At 69.5% G+C, this 19,220-nt stretch carries 17 protein-coding genes; 12 read left to right on the top strand and 5 right to left on the bottom strand.

Annotation, left to right across the window (positions count from 1 at the left end; translation table 11 throughout):
* Window positions 1-4 precede the first annotated feature (4 nt).
* Window positions 5-769, bottom strand: coding sequence for an SDR family NAD(P)-dependent oxidoreductase (locus JOD64_RS01175; protein ID WP_204940455.1), 765 nt, complete (start codon window positions 767-769; stop codon window positions 5-7).
* A gap of 280 nt (window positions 770-1,049) precedes the next feature.
* On the opposite strand from JOD64_RS01175, the gene JOD64_RS01170 reads away from it, so the two are divergent.
* Window positions 1,050-1,793 (top strand): YqjF family protein, encoded by a 744-nt coding sequence (locus JOD64_RS01170; RefSeq protein ID WP_204940454.1) that lies wholly within the window; start codon window positions 1,050-1,052, stop codon window positions 1,791-1,793.
* Window positions 1,794-1,832: 39 nt separating this feature from the next.
* On the opposite strand, the gene JOD64_RS01165 is transcribed toward JOD64_RS01170, so the two are convergent.
* Together JOD64_RS01165 and JOD64_RS01160 are read right to left on the bottom strand one after the other, a co-directional pair.
* A complete protein-coding gene (locus JOD64_RS01165; protein ID WP_204940453.1) occupies window positions 1,833-2,810 on the bottom strand; it encodes an aldo/keto reductase in 978 nt (325 codons plus the stop codon).
* Between the two features lie 122 nt (window positions 2,811-2,932).
* Window positions 2,933-3,343, bottom strand: coding sequence for a VOC family protein (locus tag JOD64_RS01160; RefSeq protein ID WP_204940452.1), 411 nt, complete (start codon window positions 3,341-3,343; stop codon window positions 2,933-2,935).
* Between JOD64_RS01160 and JOD64_RS01155 the strand changes: the two genes are divergently transcribed.
* The 5 genes from JOD64_RS01155 (at window position 3,323) to JOD64_RS01135 (ending at window position 7,225) form a co-directional block, all read left to right on the top strand.
* Window positions 3,323-3,793, top strand: coding sequence for a hypothetical protein (locus JOD64_RS01155; RefSeq protein WP_204940451.1), 471 nt, complete (start codon window positions 3,323-3,325; stop codon window positions 3,791-3,793). The two genes, JOD64_RS01160 and JOD64_RS01155, sit on opposite strands and share 21 nt — an antisense overlap.
* Window positions 3,794-3,829: 36 nt before the next feature.
* Entirely contained in the window at window positions 3,830-5,065 is a 1,236-nt protein-coding gene (locus JOD64_RS01150) for an RNA-guided endonuclease InsQ/TnpB family protein (protein ID WP_204940450.1), read from the top strand.
* Between the two features lie 123 nt (window positions 5,066-5,188).
* Window positions 5,189-5,764 (top strand): TetR/AcrR family transcriptional regulator, encoded by a 576-nt coding sequence (locus JOD64_RS01145; protein WP_204940449.1) that lies wholly within the window; start codon window positions 5,189-5,191, stop codon window positions 5,762-5,764.
* 272 nt (window positions 5,765-6,036) lie between these two features.
* The gene (locus JOD64_RS01140; protein WP_307813149.1) at window positions 6,037-6,597 is read left to right on the top strand and encodes a hypothetical protein; all 561 of its coding nucleotides are present in this window, start codon (window positions 6,037-6,039) and stop codon (window positions 6,595-6,597) included.
* Between the two features lie 73 nt (window positions 6,598-6,670).
* The gene (locus tag JOD64_RS01135; protein WP_204940448.1) at window positions 6,671-7,225 is read left to right on the top strand and encodes a dihydrofolate reductase family protein; all 555 of its coding nucleotides are present in this window, start codon (window positions 6,671-6,673) and stop codon (window positions 7,223-7,225) included.
* A 7-nt stretch (window positions 7,226-7,232) separates the two neighbouring features.
* On the opposite strand, the gene JOD64_RS01130 is transcribed toward JOD64_RS01135, so the two are convergent.
* Window positions 7,233-10,274 carry an AfsR/SARP family transcriptional regulator gene (locus JOD64_RS01130; RefSeq protein ID WP_239559314.1) on the bottom strand — a complete coding sequence of 1,014 codons (3,042 nt, stop codon included), beginning with the start codon at window positions 10,272-10,274 and terminating at the stop codon, window positions 7,233-7,235.
* A gap of 59 nt (window positions 10,275-10,333) precedes the next feature.
* Here JOD64_RS01130 and JOD64_RS01125 point away from each other — a divergent pair, with 59 nt between their 5' ends.
* From JOD64_RS01125 to JOD64_RS01110, 4 genes are read left to right on the top strand one after another with little or no spacing between them, the layout of a single operon-like run.
* Complete coding sequence (locus JOD64_RS01125) at window positions 10,334-11,107, top strand: alpha/beta fold hydrolase (RefSeq protein WP_204940446.1); 774 nt, start codon at window positions 10,334-10,336, stop codon at window positions 11,105-11,107.
* 53 nt (window positions 11,108-11,160) lie between these two features.
* Entirely contained in the window at window positions 11,161-11,958 is a 798-nt protein-coding gene (locus JOD64_RS01120; RefSeq protein WP_204940445.1) for an ABC transporter ATP-binding protein, read from the top strand.
* A complete protein-coding gene (locus JOD64_RS01115; RefSeq protein WP_204940444.1) occupies window positions 11,955-12,716 on the top strand; it encodes an ABC transporter permease in 762 nt (253 codons plus the stop codon). Before JOD64_RS01120 ends, JOD64_RS01115 begins: the two co-directional genes overlap by 4 nt.
* A 43-nt stretch (window positions 12,717-12,759) precedes the next feature.
* Window positions 12,760-13,539 (top strand): MerR family transcriptional regulator, encoded by a 780-nt coding sequence (locus tag JOD64_RS01110; RefSeq protein ID WP_204940443.1) that lies wholly within the window; start codon window positions 12,760-12,762, stop codon window positions 13,537-13,539.
* A 33-nt stretch (window positions 13,540-13,572) separates the two neighbouring features.
* Here the strand turns inward: JOD64_RS01110 and JOD64_RS01105 are convergent, their stop codons facing one another.
* Window positions 13,573-14,043, bottom strand: coding sequence for a hypothetical protein (locus JOD64_RS01105; RefSeq protein WP_204940442.1), 471 nt, complete (start codon window positions 14,041-14,043; stop codon window positions 13,573-13,575).
* 202 nt (window positions 14,044-14,245) lie between these two features.
* Here JOD64_RS01105 and JOD64_RS01100 point away from each other — a divergent pair, with 202 nt between their 5' ends.
* Together JOD64_RS01100 and JOD64_RS01095 are read left to right on the top strand one after the other, a co-directional pair.
* Window positions 14,246-16,126, top strand: coding sequence for a pectate lyase-like domain-containing protein (locus JOD64_RS01100; protein WP_204940441.1), 1,881 nt, complete (start codon window positions 14,246-14,248; stop codon window positions 16,124-16,126).
* 231 nt (window positions 16,127-16,357) lie between these two features.
* Complete coding sequence (locus JOD64_RS01095; RefSeq protein WP_204940440.1) at window positions 16,358-18,736, top strand: glycoside hydrolase family 99 protein; 2,379 nt, start codon at window positions 16,358-16,360, stop codon at window positions 18,734-18,736.
* The last annotated feature ends 484 nt before the right edge of the window (window positions 18,737-19,220 follow it).

Raw genomic sequence — 19,220 nt, 5'->3', positions numbered from 1 at the left:
GTCGTCACGCGGCGGTCAGGCCGCCATCGATCGCGAGCGCGGCGCCAGTGATGAACGGGGCTTCGTCGCTCAGCAGGAAGGCCGCCAGCGCGGCGATCTCGTCGGGTCGCCCGATCCGTCCGACGGGGTGCATGGCGTTGCCCATCTGGAGCGCCTCGTCCGGGTTCGGGCCCAGGTTGCGCCGTAGCAGAGGGGTGTCCACGCCACCGGTGACGAGGGCGTTGATCCGTACGCCCGTGGCGGCCACCTCGAGTGCCGCCGAGCGGGTGAGCCCGACCACGCCATGCTTGGCGGCGCTGTAGGAGGCCATGCCGGCAGAGCCGGTGACACCGCTGACGGAGGCGTTGTTCACGATCGAGCCGCCGCCGGAGGCCTGCAGCGCGGGGATCTGGTACCTGAGTCCGAAGAAGACGCTGCTCAGGTTGAGCGCCATCTCGGCGGTCCAGGCGTCGTGGCCGATCTCGGTGATCGGGCCGATCGCGGTGGCCGCGCCGACGTTGTTGAACACGCCGTCGAGTCGGCCGTAGTGATCGACCGCCCGCTGCACCAGCTTCTCCATCTCGGTTCCGACCGTCACATCAGTCGGCACGAAGAGCGCGTCTCGCCCGGCGGAGCGCAGGGTGGCGGCGAGCGCCTCGCCGGCCTCCTCGCCACGGGCCGCCAGGACGACCTTCGCGCCTTCGGCGGCGACACGTTCCACGAGGGCCTGCCCCATGCCGGAGGTGGCGCCGGTGACCAGAATGACCTTGTTCGTGAAGCGCTCGGGCATGATTAATCCTTCGCTGGGTGTAGAGGTTGGGGTGTTTCCGCGGGTGAGCACGAGCCGCCTCGCCCGGTTGGCCGTAGCCGGACGATTGTCGTCCGCTTCAGCGAAGTTAGCCCAAGTGGACGAGCGTCGTCCACTTCTGCTGGCGGTCGGCGGAGTGACCCTGGCCATCCCCCCACCAGGAACAAAAGTGATCCACCACCGTCCGACGGATGCGCACCCGGGAAAAACCCGTCGCCCCCGGCCGACACCTGGAGGCCACCCATCGAGGCAGGATGAGGAGGTGGACATCGAGCCGGTCGACTGCGCGCCCCGGCAGACGTTTCCCCGAGCGATCCTGCGGCAGCGCTGGCAGGATCTCGCCTTCCTGCACTGGGCCGTGGCACCCGAAATCGTCGCGCCGCTGCTGCCGGTCGGCACCCACCCGGACACCATCGACGGGGTCAGCCTCGTCGGCCTGATCGGCTTTCGGATGGTCGGGCTGGGCTTTGGTTGGGGTCCGGGAGTGCCCTATTTCGGCACCTTCGCAGAGACCAACGTCCGGTTGTACTCCGTCGACGACACCGGTCGGCGAGCCGTGGTCTTCCGGTCGCTCGACGCGTCCCGCCTGGTGCCGGTCCTGGTCGCCAGGGCGACGCTACGGCTGCCGTACCTCTGGTCGGCGATGCGGTTGGATCGCGACGGTGACCGTTACACCTACCGGTGCCGTCGACGCTGGCCCGGTCCAGCGGGTACGACGAGCCGGATGGCGGTGCGGGTGGGGGAGCGGATCGACGAGCCGAGCCCTCTGGAGCACTTCGTCACCGCCCGCTGGGGTCTGCACACCCGGGCGTACGGGCGCACGCTGCACCTGCCGAACTGGCATCCCCGCTGGCCGCTGCACCGGGCCGAGCTGCTGCACCTCGACGACGAGTTGGTCGCCGCCGCCGGGCTGCCGGCACCGGTCGGGCCGCCGGTCAGCGTGCTCTACTCGCCCGGTGTGGGGGTGCGGTTCGGTCCACCGGTGCCGGTGCGTCGGCCCGACTGACCGGGAACGGCCTGGCGGCCGCCCCCGGTCGGCGCCGTGTCAGTAGCGGCCGCCCTCGGGCGCGGGCAGCGCGTCGAGGTCGGCCAGGTCCTCGGCGCTGAGCCGCACGTCGCCGGCGGCGCAGTTGTCCACCAGGTACTTCGGGGTCTTGGTGCCGGGGATCGGAATGACCTGGTCACCCTGGGCGACCACCCACGCGAGCGCGACCTGCGCGGGGCTGACGCCAGCCCGGTCGGCGACCTCCCGGACCCGGGCGACGATGGCGAGGTTGGCGCGCAGCGCGTCCTGTTGGAAACGCGGCAGGCCACGGCGGAAGTCGTCGGCGGGCAGATCGTCGAACGAGGTGAACCGGCCGGCGAGGAAGCCGCGACCGAGCGGGGAGAACGGCAGGAAGGCAATGCCCTGCTCGACGCAGTACGGCAGCACCTCGGCCAGCGGGTCGCGGGTCCACAGTGACAACTCGGACTGCACCGACGCCACCGGGTGCACCGCCTGGGCCCGCTGGATCTGGGCCACCGTCACCTCGGACAGACCGATCTGCCGCGCCTTGCCCGCGGTCACCACCTCCGCCATCGCACCCCAGGACTCCTCGATGGGCACCTCCGGGTCGACCCGGTGCAGTTGGTAGAGGTCGACGTGGTCGGTGCCGAGCCGGCGCAGACTGTCGTCGATCGCCGAGCGGATGTGCTCCGGGCGGCCGTTGTTGCCGATCTTCGGTGAGTTGCCGGGACCGCCGGTGGGCGAGGTGGCCACCAGGCCGGCCTTCGTCGCCAGAACGGCCCGCTCCCGGTGACCGCTGGCCAATGCCCGCCCGACCAGTTCCTCGTTCGTGTACGGCCCGTACACGTCCGACGTGTCGATCAGTGTGGCGCCCAGGTCCAGTGCCTGTCGGATGACGGAGATCGACGTGTCGTCGTCGCGGGGGCCGGTGATGTCGTATCCGTGGCTCATGCCCATGCAGCCGAGGCCGATGACGCCGACCTCGGGGCCTGCGCTGCCCAGCGTGGTGGTTCGCATGTGCCCACGCTACGACCACCGCGGCCGGTTGGTGCGGCGGGTCGGGTAGCGCACCACCAAGGGCGATGTCGTCCACGTCGCGTCGCCCGGGGCGGTCGGTCCGACCGCCCCGGCGTCGACCGTCAGGACTTCAACTGGGTGAAGCGGATGTTGTTGCCGAAGGGGTCGCGCAGGCCGCAGTCGATCCCGTAGGGGCGATCGGTGGGTTCGTCGGTGAACTCGACCCCCCGGCTCAGGAGCGTCTCGTAGGTCTTGCGGCAGTCGTCGGTGGTGAAGATGAGTGAGCCGCCCATTGCGCCCTTGGTGACCAGGGCGCGGACCTCCTGTGCGGTCTCCTCGGACATCGCCGGCGGGCCGGGCTTCTCCAGCAGGATCTGGCGCCCCGGCTCGCCGGGGACGCTGACGGTCAGCCAGCGCATGAAGCCCATGTCGACGTCCGCGTTGACCTCGAGGCCGAGCTTGCCGACGTAGAAGTCGAGGGCCTTGTCCTGGTCGAGTACGTAGATCTGAGAGTGCGTGATCGCGGTGAACATGCAGCTCACGTTATTGCCGGGGTCGGCGGACCCGCTTATCCAAACCTGCTCAGTGGCGACCTGACCGAGGCGCTGGACAAGTTCTACGCCCCCGACTACACCCACCGCAGCGACGGCAAGACGCTCGACCGGGCCGAATTCGTCGAGATGGTGACACGGGTACGCGCTCAGATCGTCAGCGGCACCGTGACCGTCCTCGACGAGCTGCGCGACGGTCTCCACTACGCCGAACGACACGTTTTCGGGATCACCATGGCCGACGGGTCCACCGCCAAGCGGGAGATCGCGATCTTCGGGACGTGGTTGGTCGCCGTTAAACTCGACCAGCTCGGCCTCGAAGTCGGCGCACACGTCCCGCATGATCTGTTCCATCCGGGTCAGGTGTCGGTGAACACTTTGTGCCGGACCTTCGTAACGAAAACCAAGTGCCGGCCAGTGCGAGTGCCGTGAGGTTCAGTCATAGACCAACGTGGGACAGTGGTGGTTGTGCTGCTGCGTTACAACTATCGGATTACCCCGGACGCCGCCCAGTGCACCGCGCTGGCCCGAGCGTTCGGGTGTGCCCGTGTGGTCTTCAATGACGGGTTGCGTTTGCGTCAGCAGGCACGGGCGGGAGGTGAGAAGTACGTCTCGGATGCCGATTTGTCGAAGTTGGTCATCACTCGGGCCAAGGCCACCGAGGAACGCGTCTGGCTGGGTGAGGTTTCCGCGGTGGTGTTGCAGCAGGCCCTCGCTGACCTGAATACCGCGTACCGCAACTTCTTCGCCTCGGTCACCGGCAAGCGCAAGGGTCGCAAGGTGGCCCCGCCTCGGTATCGGTCACGTAAGGACAACCGGCAGGCCATCCGGTTCACCAGGAACTCCCGGTTTAAGGTTCTGGACAACGGGCGTCTGCGGTTGCCGAAGATCGGTGACGTGCCGGTGCGTTGGTCGAGGACTCTGCCGTCCGAGCCCAGCTCGGTCACGGTGATCCGGGATGCGGCGGGCCGGTACTTCGCCTCTTTTGTCGTCACCACGGCCGAGGGTGAGGCGCTGCCTCCGGTCGAGTCTGAGGTGGGCATTGATTTGGGTCTGACCCACTTCGCGGTGCTCTCGGACGGCACGAAGGTCATGGCACCGAAGTTTCTGCGCCGCGCCGCCCGCACACTCAAGCGGCGGCACCAGGAACTGTCTCGCAAGCAGAAAGGCTCGGCCAACCGCAAGAAAGCCGTCGTGAAACTCGCCAGGGCGCACGCCCGGGTGGCCGACACCCGGCGCGACTGGCAGCACAAGCTGTCCACGACCATCGTTCGCGACAACCAAGCGATCTATGTCGAGGACCTGTGCGTCGTCGGTCTCGGCCGGACCCGGCTTGCCAAGTCCGTACACGACGCCGGGTGGGCCAGCTTCACCGGCATGCTGGAGTACAAGGCCATCCGGTACGGGCGCACGTTTGGCCGGGTTGACCGGTTCTTCCCGTCCACCCGGATGTGCTCGTCCTGCGGACGCGTCACCAACAAGATGGCACTCAACGTCCGAGCGTGGCGCTGCCCGTGCGGCAGTGCCCACGACCGGGACATCAACGCGGCTAAGAACATCCTCGCGGCGGGACGCGCCGAGAGCCTAAACGCCTGTGGAGCGCAGGTAAGCCCAGCATCCGTGCCGGCACCGCGCGAGGAAGCAGGAATCCACCCAGACGCCGCGTGTTCCACGCGCAGCGTGGAGGGAATCTCCGTCCTTTAGGGCGGAGAGAGCGTCAATACTGGTCATTCGGCCGGGTAGCCACGGTGCTGAACGTCGAGCTCACCAAGGTGTACGGCGACGAGCCGCTGCTGACCGACGGCACCGGCCGGGCAGACTGAGACCATGGTCCAACCCGACAGCGCGTCAACGGCGAGCGACCCGGATGCCATCCATCGGCGCCTCGACGCTCGTCGTAATCAGGAACGCGTCATCGCGGCCGCCCGCGAACTCTTCGCCGAGCAGGGTCTCCAGGCGACCGTGCCACAGGTGGCGGAGCGGGCCGGAGTCGGTCGGGCGACGGTCTACCGCAGCTACCCCAGCAAGGAAGACCTCATCGTCGCGGTCGTACAGCAGCAGTTTCAGGAGCTGGAGCAGCGCACCCGCGCGGCGCTCGACGGCGCCGACGCGTACCGGGAATGGTGTTCCTTCGTCCCTGACCTGTTCGGACGCCTCGCGCGGGACCGGGTCCTCGCCGATGCCTTCTTCGAAGGCAGGCTGGTGCCCGCCGCGCGCATCCTCGACCTGATCGGGCAGTTGGTGGCGGCGGCCGGTACGTCCGGCAAGATCCGCTCGGACGTCGGCGAGATGGACATCCGGGTGATCCTCTGCGGGGCGGTCCGGCAGCTCATTGTGCTCCACGAGCGCGACCCGGCGGTGTGGCGGCGGTACGCCGACCTGGTGCTCAACGCCCTGCGCTGACCGTCGGCCCAGGTCGGCAAGGTCGGGGTGCGAAGGCCGGTGGGACACCCCGACATCGTCGGTCCCGCCTGGTCGCTCAGGGCGTGCCGGGGAGGTCTTGTCGGTGGGCGATATTCCGGTGAGTCATATTCATGCCTCTGAGGTATATCGCTCTCGACCGGATCCGACCCCCGGCGGCACCGGCCCGCCTTCCGCGGCAACGACACCGGCTGGCTGACCCGGCGCCTTGCCGCGACCGTGACCACCGTCGGCTGAGGCGATATCCTCCGCCGGTGGAGGTCACGGCGCAGGGCGAGAGGTTGGCCGCGGACCTGGGCCGCTGGCTGGCCGATCTGACCTTCGTCGACCTGGACACCGATGAGGTCACCGCCCGGGTGATCGACTCGGTGGTGCGGTGGGCCGAGGCCCAGGGCTGGCGGGTCTACCGGCGCGCGCCCAGCGTGTTGCCGTTGCCGCCGCCGCTGGAGCAGCGACACTCGGTCCTCGATGTGGCCTGTGCCCGTCCGGATGGCCCGCCGGTCGTCGTGGAGGTCGACCACACCGACCGGGCCCGTACCGTGCAGAAGTTGCGCGCGGAGGCGGACGCCGGCCGGGTGCCGATCTGGGTGCGGTGGGGCGTCGGGCGTTTCACCGCGCCGCCACCGCCGGTGCGGATGGTGACCGTCGAGGTGACCCGGCGTGCCGGGCCCGCGGGGCGCGGACGGCTGCACAGCCGCACCGGAGACCGTCCCGCGCCAGCGCACTCGACCGGCGGCGGCACGGTGGCCACGCAGGCGCTGCCCATCCCGCTGACCGATCCGGACGCGGGTGACAGCGTGGGTAAGGGCGTCTGAAGCGAATCGTAAGCGGGTCCCGGCAGAGTTCTGGGTGTCACCGGAGAACACGACAGACACCCAGGAGATTCCGATGCGCAAGCTCATCAACTCGACCTACATCACCCTCGACGGCGTCATCGAGAACCCCATGTGGACCATGCCGTACTTCGACGAGGAGGCCGCCAGCCTCGCCGGGGCGCAGACCACCGAGGCCGACGCGATGCTGATGGGTCGGGCCACCTACGACGGCTTTTCCGCCGCCTGGCCGAACATGGACGAGAACGACCCGACCACGGGCGCCGCGTTCTTCAACAACGTCAAGAAGTACGTCGCCTCGACCACCCTGACCGACCCCACCTGGAAGAACACCGAGGTGCTCCAGGGCGACCTGGTCGAGGCGGTCCGCGCGCTCAAGGCCCAGGAGGGCAAGAACATCATCCAGTACGGCTTCGGCTCGGTCACCACCGAGCTGATCAAGGCGGGCCTGGTGGACGAGGTCCGGTTCTGGATCCACCCCGTGCTGGAGGGCGGTGCCAACCTGACGGTGGCGCTGAGCGATTTCAAGGCCTCGTTCGACCTGGTCGACACCCGAGTGCACAAGAGCGGCGTGATCGTCGCCTCGTACGCGCCGAAGACGACGGCCTGACCAGACATCAGAGCTGAGCCCGGGCCTCGCCCGGGCTCAGCTTCGCGCCCTCGGCGAGCAACTCGTCGAACCGCTCCGGCCCGAGTTCGGCCCGCAGTCGTCCGGTCGTCCGGTCGGTGTCGTCGCGTTCGGCCGGCGCGGCGGGGGACTGCGTGGCGAGTCGGGCGGCGGCCGCAGCGCCCAGCAGTCGGGCGGCGACCTCGGGGGAGCGCACCGCCGCCGCCATCCCCTCCAGCGGGCCGACCGCGTCGCGCATCGTCGCCATCGCCTCGGCGGCCTCGAACGCCTCGATGTGCAGGGCCAGCGCGGCGTCCGGGTCGCCGCCCTGCTCGACGGCGTAGCCCAGCTCCACCAGGATCATCGGCAGGTAGAGCGCCGGCTGCGTCTCGCCGCGGCCCAGGTCGGCGAGATGGGTGAGGTGGGTGACGGCCAGGTCGAGCTTGCCGTCGCGGCGGGCAGCCATCCCGAGGCTCATCTCCGCGAAGATCAGCGCACCGGGCGAGCCCTGCTCCACCGCCAGGTCGTACGCGCGTTCGGCCAGTTCCCGAGCCTGGGCGTAGTCGCGGGTCTGCACGGCGAGCCACGCCAGCCAGGACAGCTCCGCGCAGACCTGCGGCCAGAGCGCCAGTTCCTCGGCCCAGCGCAGCCCTTCCCGGTGCAGCGCGACGGCGCGCTCGTGCTCGCCGCGCATGTCGGCGAGCCCACCCACCCACTCGGTCGCCCGAAGTCGACCCCACCGGTCGCCGAGGTCGGCGAACAGCGCGGCGCTGCGGGTCGCGGTGCGCTCCAGGGTGGCCTGGTCACCGTTGGCGTGCGCGAGGTGTGCCCGGGAGGTGAGCACCGCCGCCTCGGTCCATGAGTCGACGACGGCGGTGGGCAGCAGCTCCGACGCCAGGGCCAGGTCGCCGTGCTCGATCACCGCGTTGGCCGCGAACCAGGCGGCGTGGCCGTTCGGGTCGACGGCCACCGCGGCGCGTACGTCGTCCGGTGCGATCGCCTCGCCCTGTGCCAGGGCGAAGCCGACCCGCCAGGGGGCGGCGCGGGTCTCCTGCGCCGGGTCACCGGGCATGGCCAGGGCCTGCCGTGCCTCGGTGAGCCGTCCGCGCAGATACCAGTACCAGCTCAGTGCGACGGCCAACCGCAGCCCGCCACCGTTGACAAGTGCCGATCGCAGGTTCGCCGTCTCGGCGTCGAGTTGTGCCAGCCACCGCTGCTGCTCAGCGCCGCGCAACCCGGGGTCGGCGCGCTCGGCCAGCTCCGTGTAGTAGGCGGCGTGCCGCGCGCGTACCTCGTCGGCGTCGGACAGGCGGTCCAGGCAGAACGCAGCCACCGATTCGAGCAGCCGGTAGCGCGGATCGGCACCGGAGTCGTCGAGCACCACCAGGGACCGGTCCACCAGCCGAGCGAGGGTGTCCAGATCGGTCCGGCAGACGTGTTCGGCGGCCTCCGGGGTGCTGCCGTCGGGGAACACCGCCAGTCGGGCCAGCACTGCCCGGTCGGTCTGGTCCAGGAGGTCCCAGCTCCAGCTGATCACCGCGGTCAACGTCCGCTGCCGGGTCGGCACGTCCCGCTGCGCGGAGGTGAGCAGCCGGAACCGGTCGTCGAGCCGGTCCACCACCCCCCGCACACCGAGTGCGCGGACCCGGGTCGCGGCCAGCTCCAGCGCCAGCGGCAGGCCGTCGAGGCGGCGGCAGAGCTGGGCCACTGCGGGCGCGGTCTGCTCGTCGAGGCGGAACCCGCGCTGCTGCGCCGCGGCGCGGGCGGCGAACAACCTCGCCGCCGCCGAGCGCCGGACCGTGTTCAGGTCACTGTCGTCCGGCACGGGCAGCGGGGGTACGTCCCAGAGCAGCTCGCCGGTCAGCCCGAGTGGCTCCCTGCTGGTGGCCAGCACGCGCAGCCCGGGCACGTCCCGCAGCAGCCGGGTGACCAGCTCGGCGACCGGCTCGATCACGTGTTCGCAGTTGTCCAGCACGAGCAGCAGCTGCCGGTGCCGCAGGGCGGCCACCACCCGGTCACCGGCAGACAGGCTCGTGCCGGCGGTCTCGTAGGTGCCCAGAGCGACGAGCACCTGCTCGGCGACGCGCGGGTCGCCGGCGGGCAGTGGCGCCAGCTCCACCAACTGGACGCCGTCCGGCAAGGACTGCGTCCGGGCCGCCTCGGTGGCCAGTCGGGTCTTGCCGACACCACCCGGCCCGACCAGCGTGACCAGCCGCTGCCGGGGCAGCAGCGCCCGCAGCTCGGCCAGCGCCTCGGCTCTCCCGACCAGCTCGTCGAGCTGGGCCGGCAGACTGTTGCGGATGATCGCGGCCTTCGGCGGAGCGCTCAGGCCGGCGTCCTGTTCGAGGATTCTGCGGTGCAGGGCGACCAGCTCCGGGCCGGGGTCGAGGCCCAGCTCCTCGGCGAGCCGGTCACGCAGTTCGGCGTAACTGTCCAACGCCTCGGTCTGGCGGCCGGCCGCGTACAGCGCGCGTAGCTGCACTGCCCGCAGGCCTTCGCGCAGTGGATGCCGGGCGACCAGCTCGACGAGGTCGGCGGCGACCAGGTCGTGTTCGCCCCGGGCCAGCCGGGCCTCGGCCAGTCGCTCCTGGACGGTGAGGCGCTGTTCGGCGAGGCGGGCCGCCTCCGCACGGGCGAACTCGGCGTCGGCCACGTCGGCGTACGCCTCGCCGCGCCACAGTCCGAGCGCCTCGGTCAGCCGGTCGACATCGCTGCTGCGGGCCAGCTCGGCGAACCGGTCGGCGTCGACCGAGGCGGCGCGCAGCAGGTAGCCGGGAGGTCGGGACTCGATCAGCTCGCGGGCGCCCGGCTCGGCGTCGTTGAGCGCCTTGCGGAGCTGGGACACCCGCACCTGCAGGGCGCCCAGGGGATCGGCGGGGGAGTCGGTGCCCCACAGGTCGTCGATGAGCCGGTCCGCCGAGATCACCTGGTTGCGGTTGGCCAGCAGGTCGGCGAGGAGCGCCCGTACCTTCGTGCCGGGCACCACCACTGGCTCGCCGGCGTCCGTGCGCACGGCGAGCGGCCCGAGCACCCCGAACTGCACGGCCGACATCTTAGCGCCGGTAAGACCACCTGAAGCCAACCGTAAGCGCGTCGGCGCACCGTTTGGGCATGGACATCTATCACGAAGCGCACGGCAACGAGGCGGGCCGCCCGCTGGTGCTGATCCACGGCGCGCTCTCCGGCATCGGCACCTCGTTCGGCACGATCCTGCCGTTGCTGGCGAAGACCCGCAGGGTGATCGCCGTCGAGTTGCAGGCCCACGGCCGCACCCCCGACGTGGATCGTCCGCTGACCGTGGAGCATTTCGCCAGCGACGTGGTGGAACTGCTGGATCGGCTGGGCGTCGGGCGGGCGGACGTCTTCGGCTGGAGCATGGGCGCGGCGGTCGGCTTGCGCCTCGGCACCGATCACCCCGACCGGGTCGGGCGGCTGGTGCTGGCGTCGGTGAGCTTCGACGACGACGGCCTGCACCCCGGGCTCCTGGACGGGATCCAGGACCTGCGACCCGAGCACCTGCACGGGTCGGAGTTCCACGAGGAGTACCTGCGCACGGCGCCGGACCCGGCGGGTTGGGCCAACCTGGTCACCAAGATGAAGGTGCTGGACGCGAACCTGCCGCAGTGGACGCCCGAGCAGATCCACGCGCTGGCCGCACCCACCATGATCGTGCTGGCCGACTCGGACATCGTCCAGCCCGAGCACGCGGTACGGATGTTCCGGCTGCTCGGCGGCGCGGTGCCCGGCGACCTGACCGGTCTGCCAGCCTGTCGGCTGGCCGTCCTGCCCGGCACGACGCACACCTCGATCCCGCAGCGTGCGGACTGGTTGGCCCCGATGGTCGACGAGTTCCTGACCGAGGTTGGCCCACACGGTCAGGGGTGATTGTCCCGTCGGGCTTGACCATGACGCAGCGTCAACCCTCCATGCTGGCTGTCATGAACACCCCTTCAACAATCAGTCCGGCCCCGGGGCCGGCGATCCACGTGCACGGCCTGGAGAAGTCGTTCAAGCAGCTGACGGTGCTGCGCGGTGTGGACTTCGAGGTGGCGCGGGGCAACATCTTCGCCCTGCTCGGCTCCAACGGTGCCGGCAAGACCACGGTGGTGAAGATCCTGTCCACGTTGCTCAGGGCCGACGCTGGAACGGCCCGGGTCAATGGCCTCGATGTCGGGACACGCGCCGCCGAGGTACGCGAGTCCATCAGTCTCACCGGGCAGTTCGCGGCGGTCGACGAGATCCTCAGCGGGCGGGAGAACCTCGTCCTGGTCGCCAGGCTGCGGCACCTCACCGACCCGGGCGCTGTCGCGGATGAGCTCCTGCGGCGTTTCTCGTTGACCGAGGCGGCCAGCCGCAGGGTTGCGACCTACTCCGGTGGCATGCGCCGCCGGCTGGACATCGCGATGAGCCTCATCGGGAGCCCGCCGGTCATCTTCCTCGACGAGCCGACCACCGGGTTGGACCCGGAGGCGCGCATCGAGGTGTGGCAGGCCGTCAAGAAGCTTGCCGACAGTGGCACGACAGTGTTGCTCACGACCCAGTACCTCGACGAGGCGGAACAGCTCGCCGACCGGATCGCGATCCTGCACGAGGGTCGGATCATCGTGAACGGCACCCTCAACGAACTCAGGCAGCTCCTCCCACCGGCCGAGGTCGAGTACGTCGAGAAGCAGCCCACCCTCGAGGACGTCTTCCTCACCCTCGTCGGCGCCAAGACGGACAAGGAACAACGATGAACAAGCACTTCTTCGGCGACACCGCCGTTCTCCTCGGGCGTTCGCTGCGCCACATCGCCCGCAGCCCGGACACCATCATCACGACCGCGATCATGCCGATCGCCTTCATGCTGCTGTTCGTCTACGTCTTCGGCGGCGCGATCGACACCGGGTCCGAGTCGTACGTGAACTACCAACTGCCCGGCATCCTGCTCATCACGATCGCCTCGGGCATCTCCTACACCGCCTTCCGGCTCTTCCTGGACATGAAGGGCGGCATCTTCGAGCGGTTCCAATCCATGCCGATCGCGCAGTCCTCCGTACTGTGGGCGCACGTCCTGACCTCGTTGGTCGCCAACCTGATCTCACTCGTGGTCGTCGTCGGCGTCGCCCTGGTCATGGGCTTCCGGACGGGAGCGGGCGTGTTGGGGTGGCTCGCGGTCGTCGGCCTGCTGGTTCTGTTCACCCTGGCGCTGACCTGGATCGCCGTGATTCCCGGCCTGACCGCCAAGTCCGTGGACGGCGCGAGCGCCTTCTCCTACCCGCTCATCCTCCTGCCGTTCGTCAGCTCGGCCTTCGTGCCCACCGCGACAATGCCCGGCCCGGTGCGCGCCTTCGCCGAGCACCAGCCGGTGACCTCCATCGTCAACGCGATCCGAGACCTGTTCACCGAGCAGCCGGTTGGCACCGACATCTGGATCGCCCTCGCCTGGTGCGTCGGCATCCTCGTCGTCGCCTACGTCTTCGCGGACATCTCCTACCGTCGGCGGATCGCCTGAGCCGCCACGACGGGTCCGGGCGGGTTGAGGGCAGGATCAGAGGATGCTGACGATCGGTCAATTGGCGGCGTACGCCGGCGTCACGGTGCGGGCGGTGCGGCACTATCACCAGATCGGGCTGTTGCCCGAGCCCGATCGCGATGATTCGGGTTACCGGCGGTACAACGCGACGGCGGTCGTAGCTCTCATCAAGATCCGTACCCTCGCCAATGCCGGGGTGCCGCTGTCCCAGATCGGTCAGATGCTCGAAGCTGACGCGTCGACCTTCGCCGAGACGATCCGAAGGATCGACGGTCACCTGCGCGACGAGATCGAACGACTTGAGGCGAGCCGCAGGCAGATCGCTCAACTCGCTGCCGGGGACCGTCTGATGCTCCCGCCGGAGGTGGCGTCCTATCTCGATCGGCTCCGGGAGATCGGGGTGGCGGAGCGGGTGGTGGAGGGGGAACGGGACGGCTGGATCCTGGTTGCGGCCCGCTGGCCCGACCAGGTCCACGAGTTCATGCCCGGGAAGATCGCGCAGCTCGACGACCCAAAAATGGTCCGGTTCTATCGGCTGCTGTCGGAGATCTCCGAGAGTGACGATGCCGATGAACCGCGGCTGGAGGAAGCCGCCGACATCCTGGCCTTCCTAGCCGAGCAGGCATACGCCTCCGGGGAGATCAACCTCGACGACGGGGCGTACGACGATCTGGCGCACGACCTGCTGGATGCGCTTGCGGCCGAGTCCGACCCGCGGTTGAAGCGGCTGCAGGGAATGATGCGCGAGCGTGGCTGGGCCGGTTGGAACCGAATGGAACGGCTGACCGAGCCGCCCGACTGACCTCCGCGCCTCGTCCACCCGGTGGTGCGGGAGTCAGTTGCCGGCCGGTGGTCCCTGCTCGGATCTGCGGCGGATGGTCGCGAGCATCCGTCGGACGCCGAGCACGTGACCGCCGGACGTCAGCAGGATCTGTCGGTAGAGGCCACCGGTGAGGCCGGGAAAGGTGGCTCGCGTCTCGGCCCGCAGGCGGGATCGGCCGGGCTCGGCTGTTTCGAGGTGGAAGATCAGCGCGTAGGTCGAGAATCGATGGCTGCCTCGCAGTACCAGCTCCCGGCCGGGGATCGCGGTGTCCACCCGGAAGCCGGGGAATGTCGAGCCCGCGACGAGTGGTCGTGGCCCGGACGTGACGGGGTCGGCGGCGCTCACCAGGCGGGCGTACTCGGTCATGCCAAGCCGCGAGAACGACTTCTCGACGACGTCGGTGAGGTGGGGCCAGACCCGATCGGTGTCCGCCGCGATGAGCGTGGCGTGTTCGTCCAGGTGGGGCAACGAGTCGATCTGCATCTGCGCCTCCTCGCGTCACTCTCCATTCTCACCCGTCCGGCGCGAACTTCGCCGCCCCCGGTCATGGCGTGGGGTCGATTTAACAGGTAGAAACATGTCAACCCCTTCGTCCCGGCCCAGTCTCCGGCCGCAGGGATCAGAGAGCGCTCTCACAGCCCCAGTTGTGCCGGGAACGGTCCGGCCAGCGGAGAGGACGAACCACATGACAGCACCGTCCCGAGGCGTACGCCGGAGATCCGGTCGTACCCTTCTGCTCACTCTGGTGTTGACCACCGCCGTCACGATGACCAGCACCGCCGCCACCGCCACCGCCGGCCGCCCGACGGCCGGCGCACCCGACTTCGGGCCCAACGTGACGATCTTCGACCCGTCCATGCCGGTCGGCGAGATCCAGCAGACCCTTGACGCGGCACACGCCCGGCAGGTCGGCAACGAGATGGGCACCGAGCGGCACGCCTACCTGTTCAAACCGGGCACGTACGGCACGGTCGAGCAGCCGTTACAGGCCAAGGTCGGCTACTACACCGAGGTGTCCGGCCTGGGCGCCGCACCCACCGACGTAGCCATCAACGGCAAGCTCGAGGTCTACAACCGGTGCCTGGCCGACGGCGGCACCGCCAACTGCCTCGCGCTTGTCAACTTCTGGCGCACCCTGTCCAACCTGTCGCTCACCATCAATGCGGCCGGCCAGGATGGCTGCCGGTCGTCGGCGAACTTCTGGGCGGTGTCCCAGGCGGTGTCGATGCGCCGGCTCAACATCGGCGGCGGCAACCTGTCGCTGATGGACTACTGCACGGCCGGCCCGCAGTTCGCCAGCGGTGGGTTCATTGCCGACTCGCGGTTGCCGGCCACCACGAACGGATCCCAGCAGCAGTGGCTGACCCGCAACAGTGAGGTCGGCGGTTGGTCCAACGCGGTGTGGAACCAGGTCTTCGCCGGGGTCGAGGGCGCACCGGACGACGCCACGTTCCCCGACCCGCCCTACACCACCCTGGAGACCACCCCGCTCAGCCGGGAGAAGCCGTACCTCTTCGTCGACGGCAAGGGCCGCTACAACGTGCGCGTACCCGCGGCGCAGCGCGACAGCCGGGGCGTCTCCTGGGCCGACGGCATGACACCCGGACGGACCATCCCGATCGGCGACTTCTTCATCGCCAAGCCGTCCGACCCGGTGCACGTGATCAACAGCCAACTGGCGCGCGGCAAGCACCTGCTGCTCACCCCCGGCGTGTACGACATCGCGCGCAGCATCGAGATTCGCCGCGCCAACACCGTGGTGCTCGGGATCGGGCACGCCACCCTCACCGCCGTGAACGGCGCCATCCCGCTGGACGTCGCCGGAGTTCCCGGCGTGCTCGTCGCCGGCGTCACGATCGACGCCGGCACCGTGGAGTCGCCGGTCCTGCTGCGGGTGGGGCGGCAACACGGCCACAACGCCAGCAGCCCCAACAACCCGACCACGTTGTCCGACGTGTACTTCCGCGTCGGTGGCCCGCACATCGGGCGGACCAACACCGCGCTGGAGGTCAACAGCGACAACGTGCTCATCGACCACACCTGGGTGTGGCGCGGCGACCACGGCGTCGAAGGCTTCACCGAGGGCGTCAACGGTGACACGGACCGTTGGCGCACCAACACCGGTCGCTACGGCGCCGTCATCAACGGCGACCACGTGACCGCCACCGGCCTGTTCGTGGAGCACTTCCAGCGCTACAACACCGTCTGGAACGGCGAGCACGGCACCACGATCCTGTACCAGAACGAACTGCCATACGACCCGCCGACGCAGGCCGACTGGATGAACGGCGCCGTCGAGGGCTGGGCCGGCTACAAGGTCGGCGATCGGGTGCGCAACCACACCCTGTACGGCGGCGGGGTGTACGTCTTCAACCAGAACAACCCCTCGATCCACACCGAGAACGGCTTCGAGGTGCCGATCTCACCGGGTGTGCGGCTGCACCACATCATGACCGTCAACCTCAGCGCCGGCACGATCGACCACGTGGTCAATGGCGTGGGCGACGCGGCCGACATGACCAAGGTCGGCGCACCGGTCTATCTCACGCAGTACCCGACCCCGTAGGGAGATCGGGCGTACCGAGGGGGCCGGAGCCGGCAGGGCTCCGGCCCCCTCGGTCGTCGGTGGGTGGCCACGCTGACTGCCAGCCCCGCCCCTCGGCCTGCGAGGGCGGGTTGCTCGAATACTTCCGAATCGTTGGTCAATAATTTCATCGATCAGTCGAACTCTTGCGGGGCGGCAACCGTTGCTGCCACGATGGCCGTCAATGCCTTCCGTCCCGAAGGAGTGGTCGTCATGGCGGTCTCCCGCCGCAGGTTCGTCACGTCGGTGCTGGCGTCCTCCGCCCTCGCCGCCGCCTCCACCACCGAATTTCTCGCCAGCCCGGCGCGGGCCGCCAGTCCCCCCGGGGACGTGGTCGGCAAGGTGACGGTCGGCTACCAGGGCTGGTTCAGTGCCCCCGGCGACTCCGCACCCATCGGCGGTTGGTGGCACTGGAGTCGGGACCGGTTCCAGCCCCCGTCGCCCGCCAACACCACGATCGTGTCCTGGCCCGACATGCGGGAGTACACGCGCAGCTATCCCACCGCGTACCCCAATCTCGGCAACGGCTCGCCGGCCACCCTCTTCTCCTCCTACGACCAGCAGACGGTGGACACCCACTTCCGGTGGATGCAGGAGTATGGCTGCGACACCGCCGCGCTGCAACGGTTCAACCCGATGGGCGACGAGGGCCCGACCCGCGACGCGATGACGCAGAAGGTCCGCTCCGCCGCCGAGCGCTACAGCCGCAAGTTCTACATCATGTACGACGTCACCGACTGGCTGACCTTCCAGGCCGACATCAAGACCGACTGGACGACGAAGATGTCCGCGCACACCGCATCCAGCGCGTACGCCCGACAGAACGGCAAACCGGTCGTCTGCATCTGGGGCTTCGGCTTCAGCGAACCCAGCCGACCCTTCACCCCAGGCCCCTGCCTGGAGGTCATCAACTGGTTCAAGGCGCAGGGCTGCTACGTCATCGGTGGAGTGCCCACCTGGTGGCGGCAGGGGATCGAGGACTCCCGCCCCGGCTTCCTCGACGTCTACCACGCGTTCAACGCGATCTCGCCGTGGATGGTCTACCGGGCCAGGACCGTGGAGGAGCTCGACTCCTACTACAACAACGTCAACGTCGGTGACATGGCCGACTGCGCGGCGCGCGGCATCGACTACCTGCCCTGCGTGATGCCTGGTGACCTCGCCGGGGGGCACCGCAAGCACGGCGACTTCTACTGGCGGCACATCTACAACATGGTCCGTCTCGGCTCCCAGGGGCTCTACGTGTCCATGTACGACGAGTACAACGAGGGCAACCAGATCGCCAAGACGTCCGAAACCCAGGCCACCACGCCGGCCGGCGCGAACATCCGGGCGCTGGACGAGGACGGCGTAGCCTGCTCCTCCGACTACTACCTGCGGATCACCGGCGACGGCGGCCGGATGCTCAAGGGGCAGCTCGCGCTCACCCCGGTGCGGCCCACCCCACCGATGGTCGGCACCCCGCCTCCGACCGGTGGAAACCTGGCCGCCGGGCGGCCCACCTCGGCCAGCAGCCAGGGCGGCGGGTTCCCGGCGTCGAACGCGGTGGACTCGAACGCCGGTAGTTACTGGGAGAGCGGCGGCGGCTCCTTCCCCCACTGGTGGCAGGTCGACCTCGGCGCCAGCCATCAGGTCAACCGACTCGTGCTGCGGCTACCCACCGGGTGGGGCGCGCGTACCCAGACCATCACCGTGCAGGGCAGCGTCGACGGCGGCGCTTTCAGCACCATCGCCGCGGCTGCCGGGTTCACCTTCGACCCGGCCACCGGCAACACCGTCACCCGCACGCTGACGACGACCACGGCCCGCTACGTCCGTCTCAGCATCGGCGGCAACACCGGCTGGCCGGCCGCGCAACTCGCCCAGGTCGAGGTGTACGCCGGAAGCACCGTCCCGGACAACCCGCCGACCACGCCGAGCGGCCTCACGGTGACCGGCAAGACCTCGACGAGCGTGTCCCTGGCGTGGACGGCCTCCACCGACGACACCGGAGTGACCGGTTACCAGGTACGCCAGGGCGGCAACGTCGTCGCCACCGTCACGGGCACCACGGCGACCGTGAGCGGGCTCAGCCCGTCCACCGCGTACAGCTTTACGGTCACCGCCCGGGACGCCGCCGGCAACACCTCCGGCGCGTCCTCGGCGGTCACCGTCACCACGGACGCCGCAGCCAACGCGGACCTGGCCCGGGGTCGGCCCACCAGCGAGAGCAGCCACGTCCAGAGTTACGCGTCGGGGAACGTGGTCGACGGTGACGCGAACAGCTACTGGGAGAGCGCGAACAGCGCGTTCCCGCAGTGGGTCCAGGTCGACCTGGGCGCGACGCGCACGGTTGGGCGGGTGGTGCTGAAGCTGCCGCCGTCGTCGGCCTGGGCCAGCAGGACGCAGACCCTCTCCGTGCAGGGCAGCACCGACGGGGGAAGCTTCGGCACGCTGGTCGGATCGGCGGGGCGGACCTTCAACCCGGCCACCGGTAATCAAGTGACGCTGACCTTCAGCGCTGCGCAGACCCGCTACGTGCGCATCACCGTCACCGGCAACACCGGCTGGCCGGCCGGGCAGTTGTCGACCCTGGAGGTCTACGCGAGCTGACCGGGCGTGGGGCGGCCGCCGGACGCCGACCGGCGGCCGCCTGTTCGAATGACATATATCGCGTCATGCGTAGCCGCATCTCCCGTTCGGAGAGCAAGAAATTGACGGCACTCCACAAGAAGCTCCCGAACCCGGACGTTCCGGAGCCTGCTTCGTTCATGGCGCGCCGCCGGCGGGCTATCACCGACGCGCTGGCGGCCGGAGGCCAGAAGCGCGGCGGCGGCCATCGGCCCGGCCCGGGTTCGTGGCGCGAGCGGCCCGCGAAGCGGGCCGCCTTGATCTCGTACAGAGGTTCTCACAGGGGCACTACTTGCCCAGATGTCGTCCGTCGACTGATGCGCGACACACGTCAGCCAACTGATCTGCGACATGCGCGCGGATCGCGGCATGAGCGGACAGCGCGTCGTCGTCAAGATGGTCGGCCGGCGTACCGGCCGACCATCTCCGTTCGGGTTTCCGCATCGATATCGTCCTGCGGCACGGC

Origin of the sequence: Micromonospora luteifusca, assembly GCF_016907275.1 — a bacterium.
In the GTDB taxonomy this organism is placed as follows: Bacteria; Actinomycetota; Actinomycetes; order Mycobacteriales; family Micromonosporaceae; genus Micromonospora; species Micromonospora luteifusca.
This window is presented reverse-complemented; position numbering and strand designations above follow the sequence as displayed.

Bases quoted from the DNA above. Each gene is read 5' to 3' on its own strand.
- JOD64_RS01175 (WP_204940455.1), bottom strand. From the start codon at position 769: ATGCCCGAGCGCTTCACGAACAAGGTCATTCTGGTCACCGGCGCCACC.
- JOD64_RS01165 (WP_204940453.1), bottom strand. From the start codon at position 2,810: ATGCGAACCACCACGCTGGGCAGCGCAGGCCCCGAGGTCGGCGTCATC.
- JOD64_RS01160 (WP_204940452.1), bottom strand. From the start codon at position 3,343: ATGTTCACCGCGATCACGCACTCTCAGATCTACGTACTCGACCAGGAC.
- JOD64_RS01145 (WP_204940449.1), top strand. From the start codon at position 5,189: ATGGTCCAACCCGACAGCGCGTCAACGGCGAGCGACCCGGATGCCATC.
- JOD64_RS01135 (WP_204940448.1), top strand. From the start codon at position 6,671: ATGCGCAAGCTCATCAACTCGACCTACATCACCCTCGACGGCGTCATC.
- JOD64_RS01130 (WP_239559314.1), bottom strand. From the start codon at position 10,274: ATGTCGGCCGTGCAGTTCGGGGTGCTCGGGCCGCTCGCCGTGCGCACG.
- JOD64_RS01125 (WP_204940446.1), top strand. From the start codon at position 10,334: ATGGACATCTATCACGAAGCGCACGGCAACGAGGCGGGCCGCCCGCTG.
- JOD64_RS01120 (WP_204940445.1), top strand. From the start codon at position 11,161: ATGAACACCCCTTCAACAATCAGTCCGGCCCCGGGGCCGGCGATCCAC.
- JOD64_RS01115 (WP_204940444.1), top strand. From the start codon at position 11,955: ATGAACAAGCACTTCTTCGGCGACACCGCCGTTCTCCTCGGGCGTTCG.
- JOD64_RS01110 (WP_204940443.1), top strand. From the start codon at position 12,760: ATGCTGACGATCGGTCAATTGGCGGCGTACGCCGGCGTCACGGTGCGG.
- JOD64_RS01105 (WP_204940442.1), bottom strand. From the start codon at position 14,043: ATGCAGATCGACTCGTTGCCCCACCTGGACGAACACGCCACGCTCATC.
- JOD64_RS01100 (WP_204940441.1), top strand. From the start codon at position 14,246: ATGACAGCACCGTCCCGAGGCGTACGCCGGAGATCCGGTCGTACCCTT.
- JOD64_RS01095 (WP_204940440.1), top strand. From the start codon at position 16,358: ATGGCGGTCTCCCGCCGCAGGTTCGTCACGTCGGTGCTGGCGTCCTCC.